An 18,498-nucleotide genomic window follows, 5' to 3' on the forward strand; every position below is an offset into this window, starting at 1 on the left:
ATTGATATATTGATATATTAAATCTCAAACATTAGATGAAGATTAGGTTATAAGGAAAGGAAATGGCGATGAAAATAAAAAAAATAGAGCTATTCCATATCCGTATGCCGCTTAATTTCATCTTTAAAACATCCCAGACCAACTTAAACTATCGAGAGACTCTGATTATTAAAATAGCGGACGAGACAGGTATTACCGGATTTGGTGAAGTTGTCGCCTTTAATGAACCTTTTTATACCAAGGAGACACTGGCTGATGCCAAACGGGTTTTGATTGAAGTCTATATCCCTTGGTTAACGAAGACAGGCCAGTCCGGCCATTCCCCCATCCGGCACCCGTTTGAGGTCCATAAAGAGATAGGTCTGCGATACCCGATGGCTTTGGCCGGATTGGAAAACGCCCTTCTGGATCTTTTTGCCCGACAGCAGGAAAAGCCACTCATGGCAGTAGTTTTCGGAGAAACGACCACGACGAAAATTGAAGCCGGTATGGTCCTGGGAGATTTAGAAATCAACGAGCTGCTTAGCCAAATCGGCAGATACTACGATGAAGGCTATCGTCGTTTCAAAATAAAGATAAAACCGGCGGATGGTTATAGAAAACTCCAAAAAATCAGAGAAAAATATCCGCATCTGATGCTTTTAGCCGATGCCAACCGAAGTTTTGGAACAGAAGATATCTCTGAGCTTTTAAAAATAGATGCTCTGGGTCTGATGTGTCTGGAAGAACCATTGATCGATACCCTGCCGGGTAAGCGCATGGCGGTTTATCAGGATTTACAGTCACAGCTGCGGACACCCCTTTGCTTGGATGAAAGTATACTCACCATGGATGATTTAGAGGAAGCAGTTCGGTATAAGGCATGCCGGACAGTGAATATTAAGACAGGCCGAGTCGGGGGACTCTATCATGTCAAGAAAATGATTGAATGCTGCCGCAGAAACGGCATCGGCTATTGGATCGGCAGCATGGTTGAAAGCGGGATATCAAAAATTCTGCATGTCCATTTGGCAAGTCTCATGGATACATATATTCCCGGTGATCTTTCACCCTCACGCCGTTATTTCACATCGGATCTCATTGAACCGGAAATTGTCGTAAAGGACGGTAAAATTGACGTACCGCAGGGACCGGGTCTTGGTATTGCGGTTGATGAAGCTATGTTAGCGCACTATACCATCGATCAGCATGCCATGGAAAAGTAACCGAAGAAACGGTATTCATTCCTCAGCCGGAATGCGTAATGATATATAATCGGAACATAATAGGATAAATCAGGTACTTGAATATCGGTGGCAGAGGGAACCATTATCCTGAGTAAAGGGTAATGACGGTTAAGGATCCGTATTAAAGAAGGAGGTTCGACATGGAACCACAGGATGAGGATCGTAGTCAGAAAGAAAAAAATTATATTGAATGTTTGAATATCGAATACTTTCGGGCTGCAGGCGATCACATGGAAGCAAAGATGAATCTCACGGCTTTTCACGGGCAGCCCTACGGTTTTTTGAGCGGCGGTGTGACCATTGCTTTTGCTGAAACAATAGCAGGATATGCCTCAAACCAATTACTGCCTGCAGAAAAGAAAGCGGTTGGGCAGTCTGTTTCTGCGAATCATCTCAAACCGAAAAAGATGGGCGGATACATTATCGCCAAAGGGAGGCTGCTTCATAAGGGCAGAAGTTCTCATGCCTGGTCGATCGAAGTGATTGACGATCATAACAACCTGATTTCATTTATTACCGTAATCAATGCGATAATCAAAATTACCTGAAAAGACGCCGATAGGCGTCTTTTTCATCCGATGCTATGCATGGCGCGTAACTTAGCATGTTGTCCGGTTTATCTGAGCAAATGACGTCATAGATGATCTTATGCCTCCGACAGCACACCGACAACAAATAGCATTTTGACAAAAGCTGAAAACAGTGCTAGAATTGCATTATAATAATTTACTAATTTACTAATTTACTAATTTACTAATTTAGTAATTTAGTAAATTAGTAAAATAATTAATTTATTAATTTACTAGATTCGATAAATTGCTAAGTTAAAAATAAGGCAAAGGGAGTGTATACATGAAAATTCCAGCAACATTAAAACATAAACCGGTTATCGTTTCGGAGAACTACGAAAATATTGACGGCAGAAACGCCTATAATTCCGAGGCAAAAGGCTTATCTTTGGGTCTGGCCCAATGGAATGACCGTGGTAAACTGGACATCTCGGCAAAGGTTTGGCGATATACGGGAGAGAAATGGTCCAGGCAGTCTGAAGAGCTGCCGCTGCATCGCGTAATTGACCTTGCTATTTTGATTTGCCGGTCGACTCTGTATTTCCGTCAAGCCTATCGGTATGATCGGTTGTATGATCCGGCCAATCCAGTTATTGATCGGATCGGATTGCAGGGAGACGCAATGAATGTCGCGGTGTGTACCGATAATCCGATGATTGACGGGGATATTGAACTATTCAGGCAGGCGTTGAGCGATGGTGATGAAATGAACAGTGAAAGGTTGAAGATCCTCGCCAATTTATTAAAGGAAATGGGGTATTAAACCGTGGGAAACAGTGATTCCAGCAGTAACAGTAGTGACAGCAGTAACACTAGTCAGCGCAGGAAAGAACTGCGCAATGAATATAAGGAAAGAATAACAACGGGTGGCGTGATAAAAATCACAAATACGGTCAATGGGCGTTACTATTTATCCGGAGAAATCAATGCCGAACGTTTTAAAAATCGCTTCGAATTTGCTCAAATAACTGGATCCTGTGTGTTGACAAAACTGCAGGACGATTGGAGTACCTATGGCGGAAAAGGGTTTATATTTGAGGTACTAGAAGAAATCGAAATGAAAGAAGACCAGACAACCAAAGAATTCAAGGAAGACCTTAAGGTTTTAGAGGAAATTTGGGCCGAGAAATATAATCCTGACGAGCGCTATTGATTACTCTTGATTACTATTGATTTGAAGTTCGATGTTGAGGCTTGAAAAGCAACAGTAACTTGATTAAAATAGTTAATGTTATGGTTTTTTATACTTGAATTGGCTAATTCTTGTTAACAATCATGTTCAATTATGTTAAGTGAGGAGTCACGAAATGAAAAAAGAACTTGCTACATTTGCCGGAGGCTGTTTTTGGTGTATTTATGCCGCGTTTGAGGATATTCCGGGCGTAATCAGCGTCAGGTCAGGGTTTGCTGGCGGAGAAGAAGAAAATCCTACGTATGAAGAAGTCGCCATGGGTATGACCGCCCATCTTGAGTGTGTACAGATTGATTACGATGCCGATGTCTGTACCTATAAAGATCTTCTCAGTGTTTTCTGGCGCCAAATCGATCCGACGGATGATGAAGGCCAATTTGCTGACAGGGGATACCATCACCGGACAACTATTTACTATCATAATGAAGAACAACGTTTACTGGCGGAAGAGTCCAAGCAGAACCTTGATAAAAGCGGGATCTTCAGCAAACCGATTGTCACAGAAATCCTTCCGGTAACCCCCTTCTATGAGGCGGAAGATTACCATCAAAGCTACCACACGAAAAACAATGAGTTCTACTGCCAATACCGAAAAGAATCAGGCAGAGATGATTTTTTGGAAAAAATGTGGGGCACGAAACACGGCGAATAGGGAACAGTTCTGCTCGCTCAGCCTGCATGATGAATGACGGATCAGAATAATGCGTTATACTCGGATGACAGTAAAAAAACAGAAAGAATGTTGATATGAAATAATAACATTCTTTCTGTTTTATGTTTGCATCATTATTACGGTGTTACTTACAGATCTGATACGTATTTGAAATTAGTACTCAAAGACTATCTCAAACATTTACTTCAATTAGGTCTGGGTGTCACAGTTCCAGCGACAAGCGGAGCACGGATTGCGAAGTGTTTACGAGTTATTTGTTTTCCTCTTTACTATCTTCAGCGGGATTCGAGACGACGGCAGTGACATCTTGATCGTTTGCTTTTTGTGCAATTTCTTCTATGGCAGTGGCTGGGGAAGCGACATCTTCAACCGTTTCACAGGGAACGATCGAATTTAAATATCTGGATAATTTGTGGTTAATAAGTGCGGCGCCATAAATAACGACAGCAATACCAATAATGCCGAGCGGTTGGAGCAGACCGGGAAGTAATTGTCCTGGGATGACCTCACTGGCAACCAATTCGTAGGGATAACCTTGGGCCACATAATTCGCGATGGTGGTTTTAAAATAGTAAATGCTGTTGATTATGTAGGCGATACCTACCAGGGCAATCACTATCGACATGACATACATAAAAATGGAGCTTCTGGGAGTTTTTCGGCTCCTGCTGCTGATCTTGGGCTGTTTTTCCATAAGTGTATTCTCCTTTTTGCCGTGGTGCCGGCGATAATTTATCTTCGGACGTTTATCATATCGCATATAATAGACGTGCACGAACTTACTATAGTTTTGATTCCTTAGAATTGTATTAATATAATGTGAACTCTTTGTGAACATTATCCATGCCATGAATCTGCGCAGCTAATCTGCTGCTTCCGAAAAATCTCTAAGTTCCGATGATCGGCGATGCAAGGCGTGTGGGCAATGTCGCATAAAAATTTTCTTTAAGGAAATTCTTAAGGAAGAGGAAAAAACCTCCTTGCGTAGAAATGAACGGAAAGGAGGCGCTTGATAATGGATCAAAAAAAACAATCTCGCGCAAAACTATTGGAAGATTATTTATATCATCTGCAGGTCGAACGCGGACTTTCTGGCAATACATGCTCTAATTATAAACGGGATCTAAGCAAATTCTACTATTTTCTTCAGGACAAGCGCAAAACGATTCTGGATTGCACGACCTCTGACCTGATGGACTTTATATTGGCCGAAAGGAAGAACGGGCAGTCAGCAAGAACGCTGGCAAGGTATACCGCAGCCCTGCGCGGATTATATAAGTATTTAATAGAAGAAGATAAGCGCAGCGATAATCCAACGATCTATCTCCCGGCACCAAAACTGGAACAAAAGCTGCCGAAGGTCATTTCGGAAAATAATTTAAAACAGGCCATCGAACGTCACGGCGAAGAGAAACAGTTCTTCCGGCGGGACAGAGCCATCGTTGAAGTATTGTACGGAAGCGGATTGCGTGTCTCAGAGTTAACGGGACTCAGTCTCAACGACATATCGTATAGCCTTGGGTATATCCGCTGCCGCGGCAAAGGAAACAAAGAAAGGATTGTTCCCTTGGGTGATCCGGGTATCCGGGTTTTAAAGGACTATACGGAAAATACCCGGTTTTTGCTCTTAGACCGGAATCCAAAGCCCGGTGCGGAGGATAAAAATACACTTTTTTTGAATTCTCGCGGAAAGCCGTTATCCCGCCAGGGTGTATGGCAAATACTTAAGAATTGGGCTAAAACAAATGACCTGAGAGCAGATATCTATCCGCACCTCTTAAGACACAGTTTTGCGACGCATTTACTCGATAATGGCGCTGATCTGCGCTCGGTGCAGGAAATGTTGGGACATGCCGATATTTCCACTACGCAGATTTATACCCATTTAACCAAAAAACACTTGTTGGACGTTTTCCGTAAAGCCCATCCGAGAGCAAAACAAGGAGGAAATACGCATGACGCGAGCGATAGTCATCATAATGGATAGTGTGGGTATTGGCGCAATGCCGGATGCTGCCGCATACGGCGACACTGGCAGCAATACAATAGTTCATATTTCCAAAGCAGTAGGGGGACTAAAAATACCTAATCTGACCCGGATGGGACTAGCAAATATTACGGATATACCGTTTATTGCCGCGATAGCAGACCCTGCCGGTAACTACGGAAAGATGTCCGAGCTCTCCCCGGGGAAAGATACCACGACCGGCCATTGGGAAATAAGCGGTATCGTACTCAATGAGCCATTCCCGACATTTCCGTCGGCGTTCCCGAAGGAATTTATTAAACAGTTCGAACTGCGGATTGGACGGGAAACTCTTGGTAATGAGGTCGCATCCGGTACGGAGATTATTGAGCGACTTGGGGTCGAACATATGCGAACGGGTAAACCCATTGTCTACACCTCCGCTGATTCGGTATTTCAAATAGCGGCCCATGAAGAAATCATCCCTTTGGATGACCTGATGGCTATTTGCCGAACGGCAAGAGAAATGCTGGTTAATGAACTGGGTGTATCCCGAGTCATTGCCAGACCCTTTATCGGCGACACCGGCCATTTTCAGAGAACAACCAATCGACATGACTTTTCCGTAAAGCCGATGGAGAAAACGTTATTGGATCATGTCATCGCCAGAGGCCAAAAAGTCTTTGCTGTCGGTAAAATCAATGATATTTTTGCCGGACAGGGAATCAGCGAGTATGTTCTGACCAAGGGCAATGATGACGGCGTGAATAAGACAATCGATTATATGAAACGATATGAGCCCGGAATGATTTTCACCAACCTGGTGGACTTTGATATGGTTTATGGTCATCGCAATAATGTGAAGGGCTACGCGGAGGCGCTGGAAGCTTTTGATCGGCGTATTCCGGAGATTATTTCCGCTCTGCGTGACGACGATATACTGATTATCTCCGCAGATCATGGCTGTGATCCAACGACAGACAGCACAGACCATTCACGGGAGTACGTTCCTGTCCTGGCCTATGGACGGCAGCTGAAAAAGGGGATCAATTTAGGGACAAGGGAGTCTTTTGCTGATTTGGGGGCGACAATCGCCGAATATCTCGGAATTGAGCCCTTAGTACACGGTCAGAGTTTTTATTCATCTATTCGGATTTAGAGCAAGTTATCTGTGACCATGTTGTTGAGAGAAAAGGCCATGGGACTATCGCGATTTTTAGAATATTGAAGCATTTTTTGAAGTATTATTAAAGTGAAGGGTTATGATTACGTGATATCTGAACAAGAACACATGTCAGTTTTAAAGGAAGCAAGCAGTTATTTACAGGAAAAAATACAATGTATCCCCGAAGTGGGAATCATCCTTGGGTCTGGTCTTGGTAAGCTGGCTGATTTGGTTATGGATCCTGTTGTCATCAATTACAGCGATATACCGCATTTTCCGGTTTCCACTGTCGTCGGCCACTCGGGCAAGCTCATTGTCGGTACGTTGGCTTCACGTCGGGTCATGGTTTTACAGGGACGTTTCCATTACTATGAAGGATATGGTATGCATGAAGTGACCTTTCCTGTCCGCGTCATGCAGTTGTTAGGCATCAAAGGGCTTATTGTGACGAACGCTGCCGGTGGTGTCAATCAAGGTTATCACCCCGGAGACCTCGTGGTGATTAAGGATCATATTAATCTCATGGGAGATAATCCGTTACGAGGTGCTAACCTTACGGAATTAGGGCCGCGTTTTCCTGATCTCAGTGAAGCTTATAACGCCAAATGGCGTGAGTATGCGCTGAGTCTCATGAAAGAACATGGTATCGAACCCCAGCAGGGGATCTATGTCGCCTTGAGCGGTCCGTCTTACGAGACACCCTCGGAGATCCGTTACTTGAGAACGATTGGGGCTGATCTGGTCGGCATGTCTACAGTACCGGAGGTCATTGCTGCTAACCATGGCGGCATGCGGGTCCTCGGCATATCCTGCGTAACGAATATGGCTGCTGGAATCTTGCGCCAGAAGCTGGATCATCAAGAGGTTCTGGCGACTGCTGATCGCATTGAGAAGACGTTTGTGCGCTATATGACTGAGTTAGTGGCGAGGCTGGACTAACCAATCGATGCCTTTTTCTATTTACTGTGTATATGCGTTAGGATACTGCAGCGTAGGGCTGTAGCACATCCCTGCCGCAAATAACTAGTACAACGTTCTCTAAATACCATGACAGAAGGATGTAATAATCTGGGCTGGTCTGCATGCCACATTCCGCTTTCGGCTCTTGCGCCATCCTTGGCGCAAAGAGCCGCGCTACGCAATCCGTGCTCCGCTTGTCGCCGGAACTGTGGCACGCAGACCTGATTTGAGGTGTAAAGAGAATTAAAGAATGCTGTACTAGTAGATGTAGATCATTCTCCAATTAGTTACTTAAATTACTTTAGAGTAAGGTCGCCTGCACAATGCCAACCAAGCGGAGCACGGATTGCGAAGCGCAACGGTCCATGGATGGACCTAAGTTAAAATTCGCCAAGGAGGGCAAAAGAATTTTAACTTCCTTAATGCAAATTCATGGAGGGAACAAGAGTCGAAAGTGGTATTGTGCAGGTGGCCCAGGCCCAAATACGCATAATTGCTAACGTATTAAAAGAACGTTGTACTAGACAGGAAATAGAAAATGGTTGATGCGAATAAGCAAGTGAGGTGAGTAGGATGCGGATGGTTGAGCTGATAGAAAAAAAGCGGAATGGCAAGGAACTGACGCCTCAAGAGATCCGCTTCATCATTCAGGGGTACGTCCGAAACGAAATCCCGGATTATCAAATCGCAGCGTGGACGATGGCGGTATATTTTCAGGGGATGACCGTTAAAGAAACAGCGGAGCTCACCTTGGCAATGGCTGAAAGCGGAGATCAGCTCGATTTGTCCATACCCGGCAGAATCTTTGTTGATAAGCATAGTTCTGGCGGAGTCGGGGATAAAACAACCCTGATCGTAGCGCCGATGGTAGCTGCCTGCGGCGTGCCGATTGCTAAAATGTCAGGACGCGGGCTCGGGCATACCGGCGGAACGATCGACAAACTATCGGCCATTCCCGGTTTTCAGGTGGAGCTGACAGAAAAAAAATTCCTGCAGCAGGTACAGACAATCGGCCTCTCCGTTATAGCCCAGACCGGCAGCGTTGTTCCGGCAGATAAAAAGTTATATGCCCTGCGCGATGTGACAGCGACTGTCGATACAATCCCACTTATCGCCTCATCAATCATGAGTAAAAAAATAGCAGCAGGAGCTCAAGGCATCGTGTTAGACGTAAAATACGGTTCGGGTGCTTTTATGGCGACACTGGCCGAGGCCACAAAACTGGCAGACATCATGGTTGGGATCGGGAAGAATCTGAACAGGGAAATGGTGGCTGTGTTAAGCGATATGTCTCAGCCGCTGGGAAATGCCGTCGGCAATGCGATTGAGGTTCTGGAAGCCGTCGATTGTTTGCAGGGCCATGGACCGGCCGATTTGATGGAAGTATGTATGGAATTGGGCAGCTGGATGTTGGTTCTTGGCAAGAAAGCCGACAGCACCCAAGATGCTTCCATAATGCTTCATGAAGCTATCCGAACCGGCAAAGCCTTTGATAAGTTCTTGGAATTTGTTCGGGCGCAGGGCGGTAATGAGCGATTAGTAAGCAAAAAAGAACTTCCCCTGGCACCAATAAAAATAGCTTATTGTGCTGATAAGACCGGTTATATTCAACATATTGATGCGCGCACGATCGGGACGTTGGCGATGCATCTCGGAGCGGGAAGAGAAACAAAAGACAGTCCCATCGATCTGGGATCAGGTGTCTATCTCTTGAAAAAAACAGGTGATGCCATTCAGGCAGGGGAGCCTGTGTGTTATCTTTATACTTCTTCCCCGGAAAAAACACCGCTTGCACTGGAGAAGGCAGCAGAGGCAATAACCTTAGGTGACGTTAGACCGTATTACCAAAAGTTGGTTTCAACCGTTATCCGATAAGCCTTGGCGAAAACACTGAAATGCTTTAACGCACATTTGAAAGAAAAAAATGATTCTGCCAACCCGACGAGACGGGTTGCAGAATCATTTTTTATTCATGGATGAATTTATACCGCGAGGTCATAAAATCATTACAACGGGATATTGTATTGCTTCAGTTTATTATAGAGCGTCGATTTGGCAATGCCCAGGATTTCAGCAGCATCGGCAACATTATAATCGGTTTGGATGATGGCATTCTTTATGGCATTTTTCTCCGCATCTTCGAGAGAAACCGCATTTGACGGCTGATTGCTGATTATTTCCGGATAGAGGATATCATCCGGCAGGTCTTTGAGATTGATGAGTTTACTTTGAGCCATGGTTACGGCATAGACCATCGCATTTTCTAATTGGCGTACATTTCCCGGCCAGTTATATTCTATAAGTTTTTCTTTGACTGGACTGCTTAAACTGGGGATTTCTTTTCTTCCCACTCTTTTGCAGGTGCCCTGAATAAAAAAGTTGGCCAGTTCTAAAATATCGTCTTTCTTTTTCCTTAGAGACGGAATCTTAAGTTTAAATACAGCCAGGCGATAGTAAAGGTCCTCTCTGAAGGCTTTTTCCATCACCATTGTTTTCAGGTCTTTATTGGTTGCGGCGATCACTCTGAAGTCGACAGGAATATATTTTTGGCCGCCGATACGCAGTACCTTTTTGTCTTCAAGAACCCGCAGCAATACGGGTTGGATTTCCAAAGGCATATCCCCGATTTCATCTAAAAAGAGTGTTCCTTCATTGGCTAATTCGATCAGGCCGGGTCTTCCTTTCCTCTCAGCGCCGGTGAAGGCACCGCCTTCATAACCGAATAATTCGCTCTCGATAAGGTTACGCGGCATCGCTGAACAGTTAATGGAGATAAACGGGCCTTCCGGCCGAAAATCTTTATGGATGGCTTGGGCAAAAAGTTCTTTGCCTGTCCCGCTTTCGCCTTGGATGAGAACATTGGCGTACATTTTGGAGAATTGCTTGGCGGTCGCGATTGTTTCCAAGAATATCGGACTTTTGCCTACCAGATTTTCAAAGCCATAGGTGGCTTGGGCGCCCCGTAAGTCATTGACTAGTTTTTTAATACCTTCGATCGGAGAAAGATGGATGACGGCACCGTTTGGAATATTATTCTCGTCTAAAACCGGATTGACTGTCATGAGGTAACGTTTCTCAAGATGATCTTTAATGATGATTACTTCATGATTATGGGCTGGGATGCCGTTCTCTAAAGCATCCTTGATTGGTCTTGTATCTTTAATATATTGGGAATAGTGCTCGTCATTGAGACTGGCAAAACCAAGCGATAAAATAGTGTTACCTTCTTGATTAATATGCGAAATATAGCCCTGTTTGTTCAGGGTAATCAAACCGCCGCTGACAAAGGATAATGTCGCTTCGAGGGTTCCGTTACTTAGAATTAAATGATTATTGGATTTTTTTAGAATAAGCTGTTGTTCAATGGCATAAGCCATCGAAATGACCCAGCCCAAAGAATGTGTTTGCATATTAGAGATGTCGTTTTCCGGTATCAGCTGATAAATGGTAAGCGCTCCAATAATATGATGGTTTTCATCGAATATGGGAGCAGCCGATACAATATTTTCATTCAATGTGACACTGTAATTATAAGGGCCGATAAATTGCACGGCTTGCCCAAGGCGGACACACAAACTATGGGCGTTTGTGCCGGCGTATTCTTCGCTGACAACGGATCCGAATTTTAAGTGCGGTTCGTTTCGCCCTTCCCCCTCAACATAAAGAAGTGTGCCTTTCTCATCGGTCAGCAACAGGGTATATCCGGATACTGATAAAAGGCTCAAGTACTTTTTCATAAAGGGGACGGCAATTTCAATGAGATCCTTTTTACTCTCTGCTAAAATTTCTTGCTCTTCAGGTGAAAGCATATAGCCAAGATGATTTGTATAGGGATCGACATGATTATTTTTAGATCGAATCCAGGATTCGGCAATCTCTAATGGGACATAGGGAGACACTCTTGGATCTTCATCGTTTTCCAAAAATCTTTTCTTTATCTCCGTGACCTTTTCCCGCATATCTTTGTCGATTTTTTGATTTCCATATAAAATGGAGGGTTTTGAGTCAGATAACAAAACAAGCACCCCTTATATTGGCAATAAATCAATCATATGTGATGATGTAAGTACATTTTAGCAGATTATATCATATTTACACCTATTTTTATATTTTTATGGGAATCTAGAAAAAATTCTTTATTTATAGAAAATGGCATTTGGCAGGGGAGCGATTAAAGTATGGCAATGCTTTATTTATCATGCTTTTTTTCGGTTCCTTCCGATGGCATATTTTTTGCAATCTCTATAAACAGGGAGGAAAAATAGTTTGCATCGATGTCTAATCTTAAAGATAAGGGAGGTACAGGAATTCAAAGAAACAGAGTATCACTGAGCTAACCCTTCTAAGAAGTCATGTTTGTACGATCGACATGAGCACCTATGTCCAGAATTGTGTCCTAATAAATAATTATTAATCAAAAAATGTTGTAAAAAGGGAGAAATGAATATGAAAAAAGCATGGCTTATGGCAATTGTTGCTATCTGCAGCGGAGTCGTCTTCGCAATTAGTTTGTTTAAAGTTCCGCCTACAATGGTTCTGCTCATGCAGGAATTTAATGTGAGTATTGCTGTTATCGGTTTAGTCATGACAGCGATAGCAATCACCAGTACGGTTATTGCCTTACCTGGCGGCGCTATTATGCAAAAAATCGGACCTAAGAATATGGGGCTGGCTGCGATGGCCTGTACCCTGATTGGCAACCTGATCGGTACTTTTTCCAGCAATTTTTCACTTCTCATCTTCAGTCGGGCGATTGAGGGTTTTGGATTTGGTCTAATCAGTTTAGTTGTTCCTACGATTATTGCCGCTTGGTTTCCAGCTCAAAAACGCGGACTTCCGATGGCTATATGGTCCCTGTGGGTATCCATTGGGATGTTGATTATATTTAGAATGACCAATGTTATCGTTCCCCAATTTGGCTGGAAGGGTTCTTGGTGGTTAGTGACGATTCTGTTTATTATTGTGGGTATTCTTTTTGCCTTAATCGTCAGACTTCCGAAAGAAGGAGAAGGCGCCAATGAACCTAAGTTGGAACAGGGCGAAAAAGTTTCTTTACTGGAAGGATTTAAATCGCCGATGGCCTGGCTGCTCGCCATCATCTTTATTGCTTTTGGCTGGCCGTGTGCTGCATTTTCCGGCTTCTATTCGACATTCCTCCAACAGGCTCTCGGATTGGACATGGCCGCTGCCAATTCCATTGTCAGTTATGCCACGATAGGCATGATCATTGGCGGCATCTTAATTGGTTTATTGCTCAACCGGATTAAAAACAAAAATCACGGTCTGGTCCTGATTATTATCATGGCGCTTGCTGCTGTTTTCTTCTACCTGCAATTCGAAATTAAAGCCGTGGCAATCCTGGTCCCGTTTGTATTTGCTTCAGGTGTTATACAGCAGCTGATTCCGCCGACGATATTTACCATAGCACCCACCGCAGCGGGCAGTCCCGAAAGAATTGCTGCAACCATGGGTATTATTTCTCTGGGCGCAAACCTCTCCGGGATTTTATCCAATACCTTTACCGGACCCCTCGTCGCTTCCTTTGGCGGTGTTTGGAGCAAACTCAGTATCTTTATGCTGGTAATTACATTAGTTGGTGTTGTCGCTGCCATTGTTTTGAACATGCTGCTGTCAAAGAACTATAAAGCGCAAAGCAAAGTCAATCCACAAGTATAGTCGAAAAACTTCTTCTATTTCTTTCCTTCCTGACTCTATTCAACGCAAATCATAAAACCAAATCAAAGGGCTGCTGCCGGGGATTTGCCTGGAGCAGTCCTTCTCAGAAATGATTCACTTACGGACTTATAGATTATAGATTATAGATTATCGATTATTTAGTGAAATGTTTCATCATTCAATAACGACGTACCAATCTATTCAGAGATTGGCAAGAAATGAGGTCTTTCCTTTGAGTCAATACAAATTCAAACATCTATTTGAACCTATCCAATTGGGTAAAACCGTATTCCGCAACCGGATATTTGCCTCGCCCCAGGATTACCCGGGACTCACCGACAATCGGTTTCTCACGGAAGAAGCCGCCTATTTCTATGAAAGAAAAGCACTGGGGGGATTTGCGTCCGTCTGTGTCGGCGATATGATGGTCGATGCTGCCTACGGCCGCAGTCATCCTTTTCAGATGCGCGGCAACGATTTTTTGGGGAAAGCCAACTTCACCCGAGTCAGCACGGCGATCATCCGTCATGGGGCAATGGCCGCCATTGAGCTTGTTCATGCCGGGCAAAACGCCAATCCGCTGCTCATGCCGGAAAACAGAGGCTATGTCTTAGGCCCCTGTGACGGCATCCGTCCGGACGGCGTGGAAATCCGGGGGATGAATGACGAACAGATCGCGGAATTGATCATGGCCTATGCCGATGCGGCATCCTTCGCCCGGCAATGCGGGTTTGGCATGATCACCCTGCATGGCGGACATGGCTGGCAGATGTCACAGTTTATCTCAGCCCGGGATAATAAACGGACCGACCAATGGGGCGGATCCATCGAGAACCGGATGCGGTTCCCGTTAGCTGTTGTTGAAGCGGTCCGCAAACGGATCGGTCCGGCTGTACCCATCGAATTCCGGATGAGCGGGACGGAATTTCTGCCGGACGGCTACGATATAGACGAAGGCATCCGAATTGCCCAAGCCCTGGACGGCCACGTGGATCTGATCCATGTCTCGGTGGGGCACCATGAAATCGACGCGGCTTCCATGGCCACACACCCGCCGATGTTCCGTCCGGACGGATGTAATGTCACGTATGCCGCCGCCATCAAGAAAGTAGTCAAAACCCCGGTAGCCACAGTCGGTGCGTTAACGGATCCGGCCATGATGGAAGAGATCATCGCTTCCGGTCAAGCCGATGTGGTGGCCCTGGGACGGCAGACTTTGGCTGATCCGGATCTGCCGATCAAGGCGCGTCTGGGACGTGAAGAAGAGATCACACCTTGTCTGCGCTGCTTCAATTGTTTCTCCCACAGTACGGTGGGCGGTGTCTTCTATTGTACAGTGAATCCGGAAATAGGCCGCGAGCAGCTGAGTATGACCCAAGCACCGCCAATGCATAAGAAGACCGTGCTTGTGGCCGGAGGCGGCATGGGCGGAATGGAAGCGGCATTGACCGCAGCGAAGCGCGGACACACCGTTATTCTCTGTGAAAAGTCGGACAGGCTGGGCGGAGCGTTGTTATGTGAAGAGAATATCCCGTTTAAGGCCAATCTCGCTGTCTATATCAAGCGTCAGGCCCAAAAGGTATCCCGTTCGCCGATCAAACTTCACCTGAATACAGAAGTAACGCCGGAACTCGCCAAGTCCTTCCAGCCGGATGTGATTATCGCGGCCATGGGTGCCCGGCCAATGATCCCGAATATCCCGGGGATCGAAGGGAAGAATGTGGTCGGTGCGGAGGCAGTCTATTACCAGCCGGAGATTGTTGGCAATAAGGCAGTCATCATGGGGGGCGGACTGGTTGGGATCGAGCTGGGGATCTTCCTTGCCCAAAAAGGACATGACATCACCATTGTAGAAATGGCGAACGGAACCATTGCCACCCCGCCGCAAGTGGAAGGCACGTCCGGACGGATGAGCGGGCTGATGGAAATGCCATTGGGATTCCCGCTGGTGCATGGGGTCGGGTTGATGGAAGAATTGAAAAAATTCAAGAACCTGCAGATCCGTGTATCCACGAAAGCCTTGGAAGTGACGGCTGAAGGGTTGGTTGTTGAAGGGGCGGATGGAATCAGGACGATCGAAGCGGATACGGTGATTTATGCCATCGGTCAGAAACCCCTGCGCGAGGAAGCATATGCGCTGGCTGACTATGCGCCGGAATTCTATACCATCGGGGACTGTGTGACACCAAAGACCATTTATGAAGCAACCTCTGTCGGTTACCAGATCGCCACGGATATAGGCCGGTATTAAGCGATTCAATCATGATACAAAGTGATAATGAAATAAAAGTAATTATGACTAATTTATTACGACTTATATAGATAGGAGGATAATAAGCAATGTTAACCAAGAGACAAAATTTACTGGAAACGATCAGAGGCGGAAGCCCGGATCGTTTTGTCAAGCAATATGAATTTCTGCATCTCATTTATGAAGCTTCGGTTATGATGAAGGGGATGCCCGCACCTGGGGGCGGATACGGCAAAGATCCCTGGGGAGTTACGTGGAGCTGGCCGGAAGGGCAATTAGGCGGTTTCCCTGTCCATGATGATGAACACAAGGTTTTGAAAGATATTACGGAATGGAAGAACCAAGTGAACGCACCGGTTATCCCAACCGAAGATGAGGTATGGGCTCCAGCGGTTGCTCATGCCAACCAAGTGGACCGCAACGAGGAATTTGTTACAGCGTTTATCGCACCGGGCATTTTTGAAATGACCCATCACTTAATGGGTGTAGAGGATGCGTTAATGGCTTTGTATGAAGAACCGGAAGCGATGCGCGAGCTCATTGAATATTTAACGGAATACGAGCTGGCTTATGCCAAAATCATTATTGATAAAATCCATCCGGATGCGCTTTTCCATCATGACGACTGGGGCAGCCAGAAGAATTCCTTTATTTCCCCGGAAATGTTCCAGGAGTTCTTCGTTCCGGCTTATAAAAAAATCTATGGTTTTTATAAAGCCAACGGCGTCGAGCTGATCGTTCATCACAGTGATTCTTTTGCAGCTAACCTTGTGCCGGCGATGATCGAGGTCGGAATTGATATTTGGCAAGGTGTGATGAATACTAATAACATTCCGGAACTAGTTAAGCAATACGGCGGCAAATTGACGTTTATGGGAGCGCTCCATAGCGGTGAAATCGATTTTCCGGAATGGAAACCGGAAATTTGTGCGGAACATGTGGAAAAAGCCTGCCGTACGATTGGCAAAAACTTTTTTATCCCGTGTCTGACCCAAGGCGGGCCTGCCAGTTCATTCCCGGGCGTGTACGATGAAGTAAACAAACTGATCGATAAAATGAGCAAAGAGATGTTTTAGGAAAATCAAATATATTCAGCGACAATTGAGTCGGGCATAAGTTTTCCACAAAGTATTCCCTGTAGTTGAATTTCTTATAAAAGATTTCGTTCTTATAAACTGGTGGTATTTGATTTGTAATGAAGAAAGGGAGAGAACTTATGAAGAAAGCGAATAGTGGTATTTTACTCAAACTGGCTATTCTCCTCATCGCTCTGCAGGAAGTTGGCACAGGGGCAGCCACGCCGGCTCTCGGTATCATTCAGGCCGCGATGCCGGACGTCAATCCGATTCTCATCCAAAATATCGCATCCATAACCTACTTAACGATCGTCCTTGGCGGACTGGCTTACAGCTGGTTTGCCAAAGTCTTGAGAAAAAGAGTCATTCTCTATATCGCCGTTTTCTGCTTTATCATCGGCGGGATCGCGCCGGCCTTTTTGAATAACATTTATCTCATCCTGTTCTTCCGTGCTGTTGTCGGCTTCGGCGTAGGACTTATGTATCCCATGGCTAACGATTATATCGTTGACTATTACGACGGCAACGAAAAACAGAAGATGATCGGATGGGCCTTTGCGATCAGCATGTTTGGCGGTATCATCTTCCAGCAGCTCGGTGGAAGTCTTGCTGCCGTAAACTGGCATTACACGTTCTTTTCCTATCTCCTCGGTATTCTTTTCTTTGCCATCCCGCTCTTGTTCCTGCCGGAGCCTCCGAAAAAAGCGGAATTGGTTAAGGGAACGGCTCAGGAAAAAGCCAAGGTACCGGCCCGTCAATGGGTCCTCAGCGTTTTGAACGCGCTTTGGAACGTCGGCTTTGCTGCGGTTGTTACCAATGCAGCCATCATTATCATCACTGAAGGCGTCGGTACCGGTGGTCAGATCGGTACAGCCTTCTCCATTATGACCCTGGGCGGTTTTGTAGGGGGCTTCTTCTTCTCGCACATTCGTAATTTCCTCAAAGGTTTCTCCCTGCTGGCATGTTATTGGGTCGTAGCAATCGGTTTCTTCGTGTTTGTCTACGCCGGAACGTCAATCAATCTGATCTACCTCTCCTTTGTCATTATCGGTGTAGGTTTAGGTTTTGCCGGCTCCAACTTCTTTAATAAAACTTCTGAGATTGTTCCTTACGCAGCAGCTGGATCGGCATTTGCCTTACTCTCAGCCTTCAACGGATTAGGCGGTTTCTTTTCCCCGTTTGTTCTGACCGCGTTGACAGGCGCTTTTGGCATGGCTCCCGGCAGACCGTCACTCTGGCTTGGCGCCATCATCTTAAGTGTACTTGGTGTTGTTGCCTTCCTATTTGACAGAGCGACACCGAAAATCCCTGAGAGTATTCGGCCCACGCAGAGAATGGAATAATGGTTTGATGCGCTGTGACTTCTGTTCGAAATATAGAAAGATTATTTCCTGAAAGACAGGGGATACTTCGGCATTAACGCAGCGTGTTAGACAAAAACCGCCTTAATCAACAGGTTTAGCCCAATTTCAGGTTATGAGAAGTTCTGGCACACTATATGCAATATTTAACTGTAGACATTTGATGGGACTGTTACAGCATGGAGGTGATAGAATGGCAAAAAAAGAATTTGTCCTGCCGTATCAGCAAACCAAGGACACGGCGGTGAACGCTCCCAAAAAATGCCCGAACTGCGGGGCTTTATGCGCATCGACAATGAAAGTGTGTACCAAGTGTAAAGCAGATTTGACAGCCAATGCCCCCTCAGACGAAAAGAAAGAATAAGAAAAAGGAGGAACCCATT

At 45.4% G+C, this 18,498-nt stretch carries 16 protein-coding genes; 14 read left to right on the forward strand and 2 right to left on the reverse strand.

Annotated features, from left to right (window positions below; all coding sequences use genetic code 11):
- Positions 1–68 precede the first annotated feature (68 nt).
- The 5 genes from menC to msrA all read left to right on the forward strand — a co-directional run bounded on the left by menC (position 69) and on the right by msrA (position 3,639).
- On the forward strand, positions 69–1,205 hold the full coding sequence (gene menC, locus LPY66_RS07895; protein ID WP_337987532.1) for an o-succinylbenzoate synthase: 1,137 nt from the start codon (positions 69–71) through the stop codon (positions 1,203–1,205).
- A 161-nt stretch (positions 1,206–1,366) separates the two neighbouring features.
- The gene (locus LPY66_RS07900) at positions 1,367–1,774 is read left to right on the forward strand and encodes a PaaI family thioesterase (protein ID WP_337987533.1); all 408 of its coding nucleotides are present in this window, start codon (positions 1,367–1,369) and stop codon (positions 1,772–1,774) included.
- A gap of 304 nt (positions 1,775–2,078) precedes the next feature.
- On the forward strand, positions 2,079–2,558 hold the full coding sequence (locus LPY66_RS07905) for a DUF6530 family protein (RefSeq protein ID WP_337987534.1): 480 nt from the start codon (positions 2,079–2,081) through the stop codon (positions 2,556–2,558).
- A gap of 3 nt (positions 2,559–2,561) precedes the next feature.
- On the forward strand, positions 2,562–2,948 hold the full coding sequence (locus LPY66_RS07910; RefSeq protein WP_337987535.1) for a GIY-YIG nuclease family protein: 387 nt from the start codon (positions 2,562–2,564) through the stop codon (positions 2,946–2,948).
- Between the two features lie 154 nt (positions 2,949–3,102).
- Positions 3,103–3,639, forward strand: a complete 537-nt coding sequence (msrA, locus tag LPY66_RS07915) for a peptide-methionine (S)-S-oxide reductase MsrA (protein WP_337987536.1) — start codon at positions 3,103–3,105, stop codon at positions 3,637–3,639.
- Between the two features lie 271 nt (positions 3,640–3,910).
- Here msrA and LPY66_RS07920 read toward each other — a convergent pair whose 3' ends face one another.
- Complete coding sequence (locus LPY66_RS07920; RefSeq protein ID WP_337987537.1) at positions 3,911–4,354, reverse strand: hypothetical protein; 444 nt, start codon at positions 4,352–4,354, stop codon at positions 3,911–3,913.
- 321 nt (positions 4,355–4,675) lie between these two features.
- On the opposite strand from LPY66_RS07920, the gene xerD reads away from it, so the two are divergent.
- The 4 genes from xerD (at position 4,676) to LPY66_RS07940 (ending at position 9,626) form a co-directional block, all read left to right on the forward strand.
- On the forward strand, positions 4,676–5,647 hold the full coding sequence (gene xerD / locus LPY66_RS07925; protein ID WP_337987538.1) for a site-specific tyrosine recombinase XerD: 972 nt from the start codon (positions 4,676–4,678) through the stop codon (positions 5,645–5,647).
- Entirely contained in the window at positions 5,616–6,785 is a 1,170-nt protein-coding gene (locus LPY66_RS07930) for a phosphopentomutase (RefSeq protein ID WP_337987539.1), read from the forward strand. Before xerD ends, LPY66_RS07930 begins: the two co-directional genes overlap by 32 nt.
- A gap of 132 nt (positions 6,786–6,917) precedes the next feature.
- Positions 6,918–7,730 carry a purine-nucleoside phosphorylase gene (locus LPY66_RS07935; protein ID WP_443112466.1) on the forward strand — a complete coding sequence of 271 codons (813 nt, stop codon included), beginning with the start codon at positions 6,918–6,920 and terminating at the stop codon, positions 7,728–7,730.
- A gap of 594 nt (positions 7,731–8,324) precedes the next feature.
- Positions 8,325–9,626, forward strand: coding sequence for a pyrimidine-nucleoside phosphorylase (locus LPY66_RS07940; protein ID WP_337987541.1), 1,302 nt, complete (start codon positions 8,325–8,327; stop codon positions 9,624–9,626).
- A 131-nt stretch (positions 9,627–9,757) separates the two neighbouring features.
- Here the strand turns inward: LPY66_RS07940 and LPY66_RS07945 are convergent, their stop codons facing one another.
- Positions 9,758–11,710, reverse strand: coding sequence for a sigma-54-dependent Fis family transcriptional regulator (locus LPY66_RS07945; protein ID WP_443112481.1), 1,953 nt, complete (start codon positions 11,708–11,710; stop codon positions 9,758–9,760).
- 487 nt (positions 11,711–12,197) lie between these two features.
- On the opposite strand from LPY66_RS07945, the gene LPY66_RS07950 reads away from it, so the two are divergent.
- From LPY66_RS07950 to LPY66_RS07970, 5 genes are all read left to right on the forward strand, one after another.
- Positions 12,198–13,427, forward strand: a complete 1,230-nt coding sequence (locus tag LPY66_RS07950; RefSeq protein ID WP_337987543.1) for an MFS transporter — start codon at positions 12,198–12,200, stop codon at positions 13,425–13,427.
- Between the two features lie 232 nt (positions 13,428–13,659).
- Positions 13,660–15,678: an oxidoreductase gene (locus LPY66_RS07955; protein WP_337985078.1), complete on the forward strand. Its 2,019-nt coding sequence runs from the start codon at positions 13,660–13,662 to the stop codon at positions 15,676–15,678.
- A gap of 89 nt (positions 15,679–15,767) precedes the next feature.
- Complete coding sequence (locus LPY66_RS07960) at positions 15,768–16,754, forward strand: uroporphyrinogen decarboxylase family protein (protein ID WP_337987544.1); 987 nt, start codon at positions 15,768–15,770, stop codon at positions 16,752–16,754.
- Positions 16,755–16,894: 140 nt separating this feature from the next.
- Complete coding sequence (locus LPY66_RS07965; RefSeq protein ID WP_337987545.1) at positions 16,895–18,097, forward strand: MFS transporter; 1,203 nt, start codon at positions 16,895–16,897, stop codon at positions 18,095–18,097.
- 211 nt (positions 18,098–18,308) lie between these two features.
- Positions 18,309–18,479, forward strand: a complete 171-nt coding sequence (locus tag LPY66_RS07970; RefSeq protein ID WP_337987546.1) for a hypothetical protein — start codon at positions 18,309–18,311, stop codon at positions 18,477–18,479.
- The last annotated feature ends 19 nt before the right edge of the window (positions 18,480–18,498 follow it).

It is taken from the genome of Dehalobacter sp. DCM, from assembly GCF_024972775.1.
Classification (GTDB): Bacteria; Bacillota; Desulfitobacteriia; order Desulfitobacteriales; family Syntrophobotulaceae; genus Dehalobacter.

Excerpts from the sequence above, each read along its gene's own strand:
- menC (WP_337987532.1), top strand. The coding sequence starts at position 69 with ATGAAAATAAAAAAAATAGAGCTATTCCATATCCGTATGCCGCTTAAT.
- LPY66_RS07900 (WP_337987533.1), top strand. The coding sequence starts at position 1,367 with ATGGAACCACAGGATGAGGATCGTAGTCAGAAAGAAAAAAATTATATT.
- LPY66_RS07905 (WP_337987534.1), top strand. The coding sequence starts at position 2,079 with ATGAAAATTCCAGCAACATTAAAACATAAACCGGTTATCGTTTCGGAG.
- msrA (WP_337987536.1), top strand. The coding sequence starts at position 3,103 with ATGAAAAAAGAACTTGCTACATTTGCCGGAGGCTGTTTTTGGTGTATT.
- LPY66_RS07920 (WP_337987537.1), bottom strand. The coding sequence starts at position 4,354 with ATGGAAAAACAGCCCAAGATCAGCAGCAGGAGCCGAAAAACTCCCAGA.
- xerD (WP_337987538.1), top strand. The coding sequence starts at position 4,676 with ATGGATCAAAAAAAACAATCTCGCGCAAAACTATTGGAAGATTATTTA.
- LPY66_RS07930 (WP_337987539.1), top strand. The coding sequence starts at position 5,616 with ATGACGCGAGCGATAGTCATCATAATGGATAGTGTGGGTATTGGCGCA.
- LPY66_RS07935 (WP_443112466.1), top strand. The coding sequence starts at position 6,918 with ATGTCAGTTTTAAAGGAAGCAAGCAGTTATTTACAGGAAAAAATACAA.
- LPY66_RS07940 (WP_337987541.1), top strand. The coding sequence starts at position 8,325 with ATGCGGATGGTTGAGCTGATAGAAAAAAAGCGGAATGGCAAGGAACTG.
- LPY66_RS07945 (WP_443112481.1), bottom strand. The coding sequence starts at position 11,710 with ATGCGGGAAAAGGTCACGGAGATAAAGAAAAGATTTTTGGAAAACGAT.
- LPY66_RS07950 (WP_337987543.1), top strand. The coding sequence starts at position 12,198 with ATGAAAAAAGCATGGCTTATGGCAATTGTTGCTATCTGCAGCGGAGTC.
- LPY66_RS07960 (WP_337987544.1), top strand. The coding sequence starts at position 15,768 with ATGTTAACCAAGAGACAAAATTTACTGGAAACGATCAGAGGCGGAAGC.
- LPY66_RS07965 (WP_337987545.1), top strand. The coding sequence starts at position 16,895 with ATGAAGAAAGCGAATAGTGGTATTTTACTCAAACTGGCTATTCTCCTC.
- LPY66_RS07970 (WP_337987546.1), top strand. The coding sequence starts at position 18,309 with ATGGCAAAAAAAGAATTTGTCCTGCCGTATCAGCAAACCAAGGACACG.